Annotated in this window: 12 protein-coding genes and 1 other RNA gene; 5 read left to right on the top strand and 8 right to left on the bottom strand. The window is 41.5% G+C overall.

Annotation, left to right across the window (positions count from 1 at the left end):
* The 3 genes from JMX83_RS06650 to JMX83_RS06640 all read right to left on the bottom strand — a co-directional run.
* On the bottom strand, positions 1-760 hold a 760-nt coding region (locus JMX83_RS06650), incomplete at its 3' end, for a DUF932 domain-containing protein (RefSeq protein ID WP_201599860.1).
* 60 nt (positions 761-820) lie between these two features.
* Positions 821-1,102 (bottom strand): hypothetical protein, encoded by a 282-nt coding sequence (locus JMX83_RS06645; protein ID WP_201599858.1) that lies wholly within the window; start codon positions 1,100-1,102, stop codon positions 821-823.
* 138 nt (positions 1,103-1,240) lie between these two features.
* Entirely contained in the window at positions 1,241-2,176 is a 936-nt protein-coding gene (locus tag JMX83_RS06640) for a YagK/YfjJ domain-containing protein (protein WP_201599855.1), read from the bottom strand.
* Positions 2,177-2,649: 473 nt separating this feature from the next.
* Between JMX83_RS06640 and JMX83_RS06635 the strand changes: the two genes are divergently transcribed.
* Positions 2,650-3,744 (top strand): hypothetical protein, encoded by a 1,095-nt coding sequence (locus JMX83_RS06635; RefSeq protein WP_201599853.1) that lies wholly within the window; start codon positions 2,650-2,652, stop codon positions 3,742-3,744.
* A gap of 315 nt (positions 3,745-4,059) precedes the next feature.
* Here the strand turns inward: JMX83_RS06635 and JMX83_RS06630 are convergent, their stop codons facing one another.
* The 5 genes from JMX83_RS06630 to JMX83_RS06610 form a co-directional block, all read right to left on the bottom strand.
* Entirely contained in the window at positions 4,060-5,688 is a 1,629-nt protein-coding gene (locus JMX83_RS06630; RefSeq protein ID WP_201599851.1) for a long-chain fatty acid--CoA ligase, read from the bottom strand.
* Positions 5,689-6,079: 391 nt separating this feature from the next.
* A complete protein-coding gene (locus JMX83_RS06625; protein WP_201599849.1) occupies positions 6,080-6,325 on the bottom strand; it encodes a hypothetical protein in 246 nt (81 codons plus the stop codon).
* A gap of 251 nt (positions 6,326-6,576) precedes the next feature.
* Complete coding sequence (locus tag JMX83_RS06620) at positions 6,577-6,828, bottom strand: hypothetical protein (protein WP_201599847.1); 252 nt, start codon at positions 6,826-6,828, stop codon at positions 6,577-6,579.
* A 391-nt stretch (positions 6,829-7,219) separates the two neighbouring features.
* Positions 7,220-7,578, bottom strand: a transfer-messenger RNA (tmRNA) gene (gene ssrA, locus JMX83_RS06615).
* A gap of 85 nt (positions 7,579-7,663) precedes the next feature.
* Positions 7,664-8,335: an alpha/beta hydrolase gene (locus JMX83_RS06610; protein ID WP_201599845.1), complete on the bottom strand. Its 672-nt coding sequence runs from the start codon at positions 8,333-8,335 to the stop codon at positions 7,664-7,666.
* Positions 8,336-8,673: 338 nt separating this feature from the next.
* Between JMX83_RS06610 and JMX83_RS06605 the strand changes: the two genes are divergently transcribed.
* The 4 genes from JMX83_RS06605 (at position 8,674) to JMX83_RS06590 (ending at position 13,107) form a co-directional block, all read left to right on the top strand.
* A complete protein-coding gene (locus tag JMX83_RS06605; RefSeq protein ID WP_201599843.1) occupies positions 8,674-9,981 on the top strand; it encodes a glycerophosphodiester phosphodiesterase family protein in 1,308 nt (435 codons plus the stop codon).
* A gap of 232 nt (positions 9,982-10,213) precedes the next feature.
* Positions 10,214-10,993, top strand: coding sequence for a response regulator (locus JMX83_RS06600; RefSeq protein ID WP_201599841.1), 780 nt, complete (start codon positions 10,214-10,216; stop codon positions 10,991-10,993).
* Between the two features lie 16 nt (positions 10,994-11,009).
* Positions 11,010-12,776: a two-component system sensor histidine kinase CreC gene (gene creC / locus JMX83_RS06595; RefSeq protein WP_201599840.1), complete on the top strand. Its 1,767-nt coding sequence runs from the start codon at positions 11,010-11,012 to the stop codon at positions 12,774-12,776.
* Positions 12,777-12,906: 130 nt separating this feature from the next.
* Entirely contained in the window at positions 12,907-13,107 is a 201-nt protein-coding gene (locus JMX83_RS06590; RefSeq protein ID WP_201599839.1) for a hypothetical protein, read from the top strand.
* Positions 13,108-13,130: the final 23 nt, after the last annotated feature.

The raw sequence follows: 13,130 nt of genomic DNA, 5'->3' as shown, positions 1-13,130 counted from the left end.
GCACGGCCTCTTTTTCTTTCTTAGCGCGGTTAAACAGAATAAGATCATTGTCCTGATCGTTAAACACACGGCTAAGATAATTGGCCGCTTCTGCTTGGGTGACTCGTCGCTCTGATAACTGCTTCATCTCATAAACGTGTTCTTCCCACTGCTTCACCGATACGCCTAATTGCTGCTTGACGCTATCAGCATCAAAGGAGGTACTATGCGGCACTTTGACCACACCGCCACCTCCGTTGGCTAAGCTAACAGCAAGCGTGTTATTACAGACCACACGAATATTAGTGAACTGTGCTGTGGTGGCTAGCGTCCCATCACAAGCCGTTGCTAGTAGTAGATAGCCGTTACTAACATCACCACCTTTGAGCGTTGCTGACTGGCCTGTACGGGCGAGCGCCCATAACTTTCTACCACCTTTGAGCACACCAGCAGTCTCAAGCTCGAAATCCGACTGCTCAGTGAGATCACGATAGAACTCTAAAATCTCACGCGGTTGTACTTCTTGATAGCGTTGACTGACGACTGATAACGGCTCTAGGTTGTCACTGCGATAAAGTACCTTGTTCTCAGCAAAGGGCATGATGAGGTTATGACCTTTGTCATTGCTTGACATGTAGCTGACATCCGAGGACTCGATACGCCAATCAAGTCCTGCCTCGCGTGCCCAAACCTCAAGTGGCTGCTTAGGTGATAGCTCATTACCAAGACCATGCCAAGGGGTTTCGCCTACGTACGCCATACTTTCGATTAAATGTGCCATGATAATTTTCCTTTTTATTGATAATTTATAATTGAATAAGTTAGAGGGTTGAGTTGAGAGTTAATGAAGTGAGGTGAACACATGGGAGCAGTCATCACAGCGATACTGCTGATTGACTAGCAGCGGTAGCGCTTGATGAGACTGGGTCATCTCAATCAGTGCGGCAACTGTTGTGCCTGCAACCACGCCTATAGCAGGATGAACCTTAAGCGTCTTGCACAGACTAACGCCAAGGCTGACGAGAACCGCAGGGGACAATAGCTGCTCAATCAAATTGATACTGATGCCATCAGTCATCTCATAGACCGCAGTTGACTGACAACATGGACAAATGGTTTTCATAAGCACTCCTTTTATTTTGGGCATAAAAAAGGCCTGCACGAGGCAGACCTTTATTGATTAAATGTTGATTGGATTAGGCGCTTTACTAACTACTAATGCGCTATCTCATTAAAATAGTATATACCTGAGATTATTTTGCTATGGGTTTAAAGAGGAATGCTTCTTCTTTTTCTTCTTATCTTTAACAATCCCACGAGTAAAAGCTTGCATTTTAGGTAGCTTCACCTTTAGATGCTGGTCAAGCCTATCAGTATAGCGGTCAGTTTTACCGGGGTCAGTGAGGTATAAGGCTGTTCTTATCGCATTCTCAACGGCTTGTTCATCGTGACGACTTATCATGCCAATACCTAGTGTGCCACTCTTTTCATAAGCTCTCTTATTCGCTGGATGATTGCAATTGTAGTAAGAACCCAGACCATCAGTAATGCTTTCCCACTTCTCTCCTACTGCTTGGCCTAAATAGGTGTCTTTCCAGCGGTCAGCACCGTTATAGATTAACAGGACATGACAATGGTAACCATGTTCATGCCCTTGTTCTATCGCTATAGCATTGTATACCAAGCCTTCAAAGCATGTCCTTTTATTGCCTATAAAGTCTCTGAGCTTTGTCAGATGTCGACGTAAGTCTGCAATAGTGACCAGATACATAGTGTCTTTTAAGTAGAATAAATCAACCCTGACAAATAGTAGCCTAGAATGCTTCTTAAATGATATGCGTAAATCTGTTTCAAGCGATTTGCTATGGTTTTTCTCCTTTCTACTGAGTGACCTATCTTTAGTCACAATAGAGTTCTTATGAGTCTGTAGATAGTCAATGAACCTATTCGTATTGTAATAGCCCCATCTATGAGTCTGTGAGTGTGGGTTATCCATCACTTTTTTGGTGCTCTTTTTGAAGGCTTTAATAGTTGGCATGTACTTCAATGCGGGATCGTAATTCTCTATCAACGGCAAATACAGTTTTGATAGCTGAACGCTGACTTGGCTGATATCAATATCTCCAAATAGCACATCTCTGACTAATAAATCGATAGTACTGATAAGTTTGGATTGATGGATATGTGGGTATGACATGAGACTACTCCTATGAATGGGAACGAATTGTTCATAGAGTAGGGTCTAGTAGTATTTTTTAATGATAAGTACTGAGTAGTATTAATCAATAACATAGATACCAACCATATAAGAGAAATTTGGCAGCAGAGTTTCTAGTGTTTTGTCATCAACTGGATACTGGGTTTTCAGGCTTTTTGAGTGATGAAAATTGGGATGGAGTTAGCTTAATTATTACATCAAGTCAGAAGACAATAAACTAGTCGAAGTCAAGCATTGTCAAACTATACCCTCGCAGCAACTAAGTGAACCAGTATTAATAAATCGCATTTATACTAAAATACTTCCAAATAAGCTATACAGCCCAGTAATACAAGATAACTTACATAATAATCATTACTAAAATATTACTGTATAATTATGTCAATATTATTAAACTAATAGTAAATTGTAGTACAATTATTATTTAAATATTAATAATTTAGAGTGTAATGATGACTACTAGAGACGATGGACTATTAGATAGCGATTATATTAAATCGAAAATTAAAGGCTTATCGCCTAGGTTGCTGTATGTATTAATGACGGAAGTATCTATCGATAAGTCACAGAGCACTTCTGTTGTTGATGTGGATTATTTAAGCAGAAGACTAGCAGAACTCAATATAATGTCTGAAGACTTAGATAGCTACATTGATATAGCACATAATCATGTACTCGACGATAAAGCAGTAGACTGGATATTCAAAAGTTTGAGAGTAGTATTATGGTTTGATGACTACCTTAAGAAGAATAGATTCAAAGCTCTGACTCCTTACATCTTAAAATTCCAACCTATCCTACGTACAACATACATAGATGATTGTCTAAAAGGATTTGACACCTGTTACCTTTTAACAGAGGAAGAATCCAATAACATATATAACAACCGATCAATGAATGATGGTAGATATGTAAGGGTTATGAAACCACGAAATGTAGCCACAAATATTTATGATATGAGTATTAGTTTACCTCCTAGACCCTCTAGACCTATTAGAGAGAATTATGATACAAGTAGTACTAGCAATCGTCGTAACTCTACTCTACGTTTAAATAAACACATAAAACAGTTTGAACGAAAGTCAGAGTTTATAAATTGTGCTAAAGTTGAATACAGCTTACGTAGGACTTCGGAAAAGTACACAGATTGGTTAGACGTAAAAAACGAACAACAAATTCTATGGGCACAAGAACACTTGTATTCACAAAATCTCCTCATACAACCAAGGGGGTTTTTAACAGATACTTTGCAAAGCATATATGAACAAGTTTGTGCCTCTCTCGACATTATAGATACAGGATTAGATAATAATAGCACTACGTATGGAACATCAGGTATGAGTCTGAAAAAGAAAGAGATTATTAGAAAGATGCGCGGTGCCTGGAGTCAAAAGAAGTTTCGTGATAAAAAAGATGCTGAGTCCGCTCTTGAATACATTTTGAATAGAAGGCACATAAATAAGCTAAAAAAATTGGCTAGCGATTATGGAGTAAGTAGCACTGAGTATCTTCAGCAGCTAATTGATGACGCTTACGATAAAACTTAATGACATAAAATATTTACCATGAATTTTTGAAAACCCTATCTCATGTACACTATAATGTACATTATATCGAACGCAAAATAATTTAATAAATAAAATCAAATACTTAATTACACAATACCGTTCCGGCTCCGGGTACCATTACATAGTCCTATACTATCTTATAGAACAGCTAAAGCCCCTGATATCAGGGGCTTTGTTGTATCTGGTGTTCCATACTGTCCTGCTGTATTTATTATCACTCGCAATTCTGATACACGTCGATTTTCAACGCATATCAGGGGCGTTTAGAATACACACTACTTTACGAAAATACCATCACATGTCCAACAATACATCACCATAATCATCGCGCAAATCTTTTTTCACCATTTTTCCGGCACCGTTCAGTACGATGTTTTCTACAAAAATAACTTTGTTAGGTATCTGCCAGCTAGCAATTTTATCTTCATAAAAACTTAGCACTTGTGACTCATCGAGTTCTGCATTCTCTTCTTTTACCACAATCAGTACCGGACGTTCTCCCCATTTTTTATGTTTTGCCGCGATAGCAGCTGCCATTTTTATCTGTGGATGGGCGGCAGCGATATTTTCAAGCTCTACTGAGGAGATCCATTCTCCGCCAGATTTGATTAAATCTTTTGATCGGTCACGAATATTCATATAGCCATCAGCATCAATGGTTGCAATATCACCCGTATCGAACCAGCCATCTTCCGTAATGGCATCAGGATTCTCTGTGTAATAATCGTTGATAATCCAGTGACCTTTGATCTGCAAGCGACCCTGAGACACCCCATCCTCTTTGACTGGCTTAAGTGGCTCATCAGTATCTATGAGACGTAACTGAACACCATACGGTGGACGTCCTTGAGAGTTACGTAGCTCGTTAATCTCATCTTTACTCAGTGATTTATGCTTAGCCTTTATTTGATTCATCGTTCCAAGTGGACTGGTCTCCGTCATACCCCAGCCGTGTACCGCATCACAATTAAAATCTTCTCTAAACGTTTTAATCACTGATGGTGGACAAGCGGCGCCACCGACAATGGTCCGCGTCATACTATCAAGCTTACTACCTCTGGCTTTAGCGGCAGTCAATAGGCTTTGCCAAATCGTCGGAACGCCTAACGCAACCGTCACCTTATAATCATCAATGAGAGAAACTAGGCTATCACCATCCAGATTGGGGCCTGGGAGCATCAGAGAGCAGCCAGTCAATGCAGCCGCATAAGGGGTGCCCCAAGCGTTAACATGGAACATCGGTACCACAGGGAGTAGGACATCTTGCGCAGATAATCCCGACACATCCGGCATGCACAATGCCATCGCATGAAGCACAGAAGAGCGGTGCGTGTATAAAATGCCTTTAGGATTGCCTGTCGTTCCTGAGGTATAGCAAAGCGAGCTGGCAGTGGCTTCATCAAACTGAGGCCAATCAAAGTCAGTAGAACTTTCTGCTAATAACTCATCAAAAAATAATACATCAGGCAGTTTTTCGACAACACTATCCTCTCGAGCGCTCAAGCAAATAAAGTGCTCAATCCCTTTAATATCTTCTTTAATTGCCATAATGAGCGGTAGGAATGTAACATCAAAGAATAGCACGCGGTCATCCGCATCATTGATAATGTAGCTAAGCTGCTCAGGAAATAGACGTGGATTAATGGTATGGCAAACCATGCCACTGCCTGAAATCGCATACCAAGCTTCTAAGTGACGGCGATTGTTCCAAGCCAATGTGGCTAAGCGCTCTGATGATTTTAATCCGAGGGCAGCTAAGGCGTTCGCCAACCGTTTTGAGTTATTCGAAATCGTAAGCCAATTAGTATGAGTCATTTGTCCATCGACTTCTTTGGACAAAACTGCCGTATCACCGTGATAGCGGGCAGCGTGTTCGATTAGACCACTGATCAGCAATGGCTGATACATCATTTTTCCTAACATAGTACATTCCCTGTCGTTGTTAAAAGTTCGCTTATTTTTATTCATGTATCCTCTAATACTAAAAATAAGCCACAATTAAGAATAATCAGAATTGTGTGTCAAGACAAGCTAATATTATGATCGCCATCGATTAAAATAAACGACTGTTCATTATTTATGTATTGCTGCTGATACTCTATTTTCCCTTTCTTACGGTTTTACCAAACCGTTAGCTACATTAATCATCAATAAAAAATCGTTAAATGACACTGAATTTATCAAACTTCTTAGGTATTTTGAGCAATACCACATAAGCAGAAACAAAAAAACCGACCAAATTAAATGATCGGTTTTTTGTGTTTGGTGGGGTAGCAAGAACTAAATACTTTATACTTTGATAATTTTTATTTTTTTAGAAACCAACTTCACTTTGCGTTAGTGCACGTACCTCAATTGGTACTGCATGGAACCAACCATTATCTGCGGCGCAATAAAACTGCCCGTCCCTAAAATCTACGATACACGCTGTAAAGTCGTTCCCTACTTGATCTTCCATAGCGTCTTCATCGCTCACATCACTCACGGCACACCATATTTCTTGATGACCATTTTCAAGCATTGAGCGCGTTAATGCACTCCCCACCATTCCACTATCCATACCACTGACTCCTACAATGAAGAGAATTATTCAGGCAAACAATCAGGACTATAAGAGCAATCGCTTGACCACCGCTAAGACTTTGATTTTCAATCAGGAATTATAGTGCTGCAATGCGGGTGCTGATATTTGCATATCATGTTGGCGTTATTATTTTTATCGTGCAGTTACTCAATAAACGTTACTATTCAGCGTCAACAATTAAACTAATCTATATTGACTGAGCACCAACCGTTTTTAACTATTATTAATCATAAACCCACTTCATTCTGAGTAAGCTCGACTTTTTTAACGGGTACAGCGTATTGCCATAGATTGCCTTTACCACAAACAAAGCCATCATCACCCAAAGACACGATAGACACTAATAATTCGTAATAACCATTATCGATGGCTGTCATAGCATGATCGTCACTGACATTGCTCACAGCACACCATACCTGATTATCATCCCGCTCTAATATTGCCTGAGTCAATCTACTACCCTGTAGTTCGATAAGCATGTCTAATCCCTCATTTCTAGTCTGTTATTTTTATACTTTACAGATAAATTCACTTTCTGCAATATATTTTTTAGACTTAGAGGTTACAAATAGACATACTGGAGAGCAATTCTAACTTGCCTTAAGTAGCTTTTTAGCTGATTAGGATGATGGTAAGCATGAGATATTTCATGGTGAAATTTATGATATGTAACGTGATATATACCAGGTACAACATGATATAGGCCAAGGGCACTGGAATATTGTTTGTTGGCATTGAATAGCTGAAAAAGCTTCAATACCAACAAAAACAACCTATATGCTAGGCATCCATTTATAAGATAAGAAAAAGTCAAAAAACACGCAAAATAAAGGGCTAACAGTCTATGACGGTCAGCCCTTTATCAGTGTTTGGTGGAGATGGCGGGAGTTGAACCCGCGTCCGCCAGCATTACGCTCATGAATCTACATGTTTAGTTTCTGTCTTTAAATTTAATCCGCACCGATCCGACAGTCAGGATGGATTGGACGATTCTCTACTTTTGAACCCAAGCGATTGAGACAATCCCTTGTGGCGAGCCTACATGCGGACGCTTCAACTTAGTTAACCAACTGTAGGTGATCAGCAACTAAGTAAGCAGGGTTTAAGCTGCTAGAGCGTAAGTTTCGTCGTTTGCGACTATAACAATATATGTTTGATTAACGAGAGGACATACACTCTCGACATGCATCATTGAGTTTCATCACCAGCGTCGAAGCCAGAACATCCCCAATAAGGTCGCTTATTATATAGGAAAATTAGGCAAGTTTTCAACCTATAGTAGACTTGCATTACATTACGTTACAGCTTAATAATTTACGCCAAAACGGTATTTAACCACTGACCAATATTTTGAATCTGCGGCATACAAACCTGATGCGCCATCGGATACGTATTGTAAGACACATTATAGTCTTTTGCTGATAATAGCTGCTGCGCTTGCTCACCTAGGATGACAGGCACGACTGGGTCATGCGTACCATGCTCAATCAGAATCGGTATGTCTTTATTGGCAGCACTATACTCAATATTATCATTGGTCGCTAAGTAAGTAGAGAGCGTCATCAAGCCAGCCAAACGTTCTGGATAGCCAAGTGCCACATGATATGCCACTGCCCCGCCCTGCGAAAATCCTGCAATAACGATGTGCTCTGGTGATACGCCGCGCTCAATCTCACGGCTAATCAAATCTTGTATCTGCTGAGCAGACTCTTCGATCTGAGCGACATCTACTTTACGCTCCAGACTCATCTCTATGATGTCGTACCATGCTGGCATCACCATGCCGCCATTTACCGTGACTGGGCGTTTAGGTGCATGTGGGAAGATAAAACGTACTGCCATATCATTAGCCAAGCCAAGCTGCGGTACCACTGGCTCAAAATCATGACCGCTAGCACCTAAGCCATGTAGCCAAATCACTGCGCGATCTATCTTTTTTTGAGAGGGATTGTGCTCAACGACGACGGCGTCTAAATAGTTACTCATAGTTATCCTTAATAATGTAGTGAAATATGCCTTAAGTATTTCTATATTTTTTGCCAAAATAATGTATGTGTCATTATATGGTCAATATCATCTGTTAGTTTGAGAGTATGGTCAATAGTGAGGTACCAAACGGACAATAGCAAAAATGAGAACAATCAAGCATGTCATGACCTCTAGCTACTTTTAGCAAACAACAATCAATAGTCAAACGTTAATCTTTTAATTCCTATCCCTATGTCCGATGGGATTTTTTATAATTTTGCAGGAACATTTTACATGACAATTTCTAATAAATCAGCGATTGAGCTGAGTAAGCAGACGCCGCTAAGGTTAATAAGATGAATCTCGCCTTACCTTTAACGCTGATCAGCTCATTATTGATAGTAGGCTGCACTACCGATAGCCGCTCAACACTCACATCAAAAGCTTCTTCATCAACAGCGCAACTGCAACCACAGCCGCAATTGCCCTCACCTGTCGCATATACCTATGGAGTGCGTCCGTTTTATCTGATAAATGATATGGACGAGGGACCACTAAAAGAAGAGCTACAGGCATGCAGAGGGCAACTACCAAGTAAGACTGACTTCTCTATTGCGCATCGAGGTGCGCCATTACAGCTACCTGAACATACCTACGACAGCTACGTGGCGTCAGCACAAATGGGCGCTGGCATCTTAGAATGTGATGTCGCTTTTACCAACGACGGTGAGCTTGTCTGTCGTCATGCCCAGAACGATTTGCACACCACTACTAATATATTAGCCACGCCGCTCGCCAACCAATGCACTGTACCGCCCATCTTCGATGCTAAAGGCAAACTTACCAATGCCGATAGTATCGAATGCCGTACCTCAGATATCAGTGCCGCTCAATTTAAAACCTTGACGGGTAAGATGGATGCTGCCAATAAAAAAGCAACCAGTATTGGCGAGTATATGAATGCAACCGCGCCTTGGCGAACGGATTTGTATTCACAAAATGGTCAGGTAATGACGTTAAAAGAGCATATCGCATTAGCACGTCAGCTAGGTATGAAGCACACGCCTGAGCTAAAAGCACCTGCAGTGACCATGCCGTTTAATGGCTATCGTTTGGACGATTATCGCCAACAGCTGATAGATACTTATAAGGCAGCGGATGTACCTGCAAGCGATGTATTTGCCCAGTCATTTAATATAGAAGATCTGGATTACTGGATCAAAAACGAGCCAGCTTATGGGGCTAATGCCGTTTATCTGATTGATGACAGCAATGAGACCGCTAAGGATAAAACATTTGATAAAGATGACGCAGCCACATGGAAGCACTCATTGGCTGATATCAAAGCACGTGGCATCAACACCATTGCACCAGCACTTTGGTTGTTAGTCACTACTGATGGTAAAGGAAATATGCAACCATCAGAATACGCAAAACAAGCCAAAGCCAATGGTCTAAAAATCATTACCTGGTCGATAGAGCGTTCAGGACCATTAACCGATGATGGCGATTGGTACTATAGCGGTCTTAGTGATGCTATCAACAATGATGGTGATATGATGAATTATATTGACGTACTAGCGCAGGACGTCGGTGTCCAAGGCATTTTTTCAGATTGGCCCGCTACAGTGAGCTACTATGCCAACTGCAAAGGTCTTAAATAGGTTTTCGCTTAGTCTATTAATAGACAGTCATGCTTAATCTTCGTTACCAAGGCCAGCTTATCTATTGAGCTGGCCTTTTTATTGAATGCATTAAAATAATTACATCGCACGCTATCTACTGAGCACCCTACTTTTCCATTAACTTTTCACACCATTTAACTCGTGGCAGCAAGAGCAACCTGCTGTTTTGTGCTACGATAATTTACTAAGCCTATAAGACGATGTAGAGACTATGACCCATATTTTACTGGTAGAAGATGATCCTGCGATTGCCATGTCACTCAAGGTCACCTGCAAGCGCGAAGGTTGGCAGATGACTTGGTTGGATAATGCCAGTAGTGTGTTACCCATGCTGCATAGTCATGAAGCACAAGATCTATCGGCGATCATTATGGATGTCGGTCTGCCAGATGGTGACGGCTTGAGCCTATGTCAACAAATACGTCATACACCTGATATCGACGCCTTAAAAGATTTGCCTATCGTGTTTTTGACCGCGCGTAGCGATGAGGTCGATCGGATTTTGGGGTTGGAGATGGGTGGTGACGACTATTGCGCCAAACCCTTTAGTCCACGTGAATTGGTCGCACGCTTAAAAGCCATTTGGCGCCGTGAACAACTGATTCAACAGTCAGGCTCTCATACCACAAACTCAAATGACAGTACTGATACTACTTCCTCGAATAATCTATCGGGACAAGCATTAACGTTTGAAAATCAATCTGGCGTTTGGCATTATCAACCGCTCAACTATTCATTAATGTGGCAAGAACAGAAGCTGGAACTTAGTAATACTGAGCGCAAAATTTTACTGACCTTACTACAAGCACCGTATCAAGTCTTTAGCCGTGAGCAGCTGCTTAACGCAGTTAGTGATTATCCTGATCATCGCCTAGCACGCACGATAGACAGCCATATCAAGTCAATTCGTAAGCAACTTGCAACCGTTGATACGAGTATTGAAGTCATTCATACGCATCGAGGACTGGGTTACGCCTTATGTCCAGCTTAACAATGGCTGCTAACTTATGAATCATAATGCAAATAACGCTGAGAGCGCTATTCATAACGACCAAAGCAATTGGTATGCAAAACTGCACCCCATTGGCACGGTGCAGCAAGCTCCTAAACGTAAACGACTGCTCAATTTAAGTATATTTTTTAGGATTTGGCTTGCAGTCGCTTTAGTGCTCGTCATATGCGGCGTGGTTGTATTTACTCAGTTATTTGGCTACGTCAAGCCAACCGCCCAGCAAGTCATTGAAGACACTCTCCTAGACACCAGTAAGTTACTTGCGGCCAGTCTCCAGATGCCATTATCTACAGGGCAGTTATATGATGAGGCTTATCAAGCGCAACTTGATGCGGCCTTTGTTGGCATACCAGCCATTAACGATAATTTAGGTCCCGTCTATCAAACCAAAAGCTATAGTAGCTTTCGGGTATATGTAACAGACAGCAGCGGCAGGGTCATTTATGACTCGCTACCCAAACCTGACAATAATGAAGGGCAAAATTATGGGCGCTGGAATGATGTCTATCTCACATTAAGAGGTCAATACGGTGCAAGAAGTACGCTGCGGGATAACCAGCAGCGTGATGGTTCGGTCATGTATGTCGCACAGCCAATCAAGAATATGTCTGGCGAGATTATCGGCGTGGTCAGCGTCGGCAAACCTGTCGCCAGCGTGCTACCTTATTTGGACGACACACGTAACCGCATGCTGATCACAGTGCTATTCATCAGCATTGCTGCCCTCATTTTAGCGGGTCTCATCGCATGGTGGCTCAAGCAAAGTATTACCTTGGTGACTCAATATACCAGTTCGCTGGCAGAAGACACCAAAAAACCCTATTTTTATCTGGGTCATGAGCTAAACAGTCTGACCGATACCATCGAGACTATGAAGCATCGACTCGAAAACCGTGCTTATGTCACTGATTATGTGCATACGCTCACTCACGAGTTAAAAAGCCCTTTAACCGCCATTCGCGCCAGTAGTGAGCTGTTAGAAGATGATGGGTTAGATGGTCATATGCTTGATCAGGATGATCGGCAGATGCTCATTGAGGCAGTTGGTGAGCAAAGCGTAAAAATGCAGCAGCTCATCGACCGACTACTGTTACTTGCGAAAGTTGAACAGCCTACTTTTAAGCTCAATCGTCAGCTAACGCCGCTACTGCCATTATTACAGAGTCTAATAAAAGACAATACTGCTAAGCAGCAACAGCAGAATCTACAACCTATCGATATATACATCGATGATCAGCACATGACAAACACTACAAACTTGCCAGCAGAGTTGTTGGCCTCTACCAGTGTGTTTGCTGACCAATTTTGGCTGATACAAGTCCTACAAAATGTGCTGGATAATGCCATTCATTTTGCTGATAGCACTGTTAACATCTCTTTGCATAGCACAGCGCGAACGGTAATCATTGATATATTTAATGATGGAAAGCTGTTGCCTGATTATGCTATTGAAAAAGCTTTTGAACGTTATTTTAGCCTATCTCATCAAAGCCAACCATCATCTCAAACAACGAATCGCACAGACAGCAATGATCTATATATAGAATCGGCAGATTCGAGGCAAACTGACTATAATAGTAATACGCTTAAAAAGGGCACTGGCCTTGGTCTAACACTAGTGAAGCAAGTGGTTGAACATCATGGCGGTCCGGTAGCCCTCAATAATGTCCGTACTAATGATGATAAAGCCACTGATAACACTGATACTGGTAAAAACCAGCGTTCTGGTGTGATGGTTAGTATTACCTTGCCCTTAGCTTGAAAATAAACACTTATAGCAGTTCATCAACTTTCCATCATGACTACACAGGATTTCTACTTCATTGTTTTACGATAGCACTAGGATCTATTGAACCGTCAAATTCGTAAAGTAAATTAGGAGTAGAAAATCTATGTCACATCAATTAACGGATAACCCTATCGTCAAGAGCCTAATCGGCCTTAGCCGTCATCACTGTACACAGACATTAACGAGCCAAGGCGTCGATAGTATTGAGTTTGGACATTGGCTAGCGATTCCTAGTCACCGGTTGTTATTGGTATTTCGACATCAGCAGTGCGTAGCTATTGATGAGTATCAACTGGCAGCCTGATATCTTGCTCGCTCAACACATTG

The sequence above is a fragment of the Psychrobacter piscatorii genome, assembly GCF_904846415.1.
Classification (GTDB): Bacteria; Pseudomonadota; Gammaproteobacteria; order Pseudomonadales; family Moraxellaceae; genus Psychrobacter; species Psychrobacter piscatorii.
The sequence above is the reverse complement of the archived record's forward strand: the minus strand, read 5'-3'. Positions and strand labels throughout refer to the sequence as shown.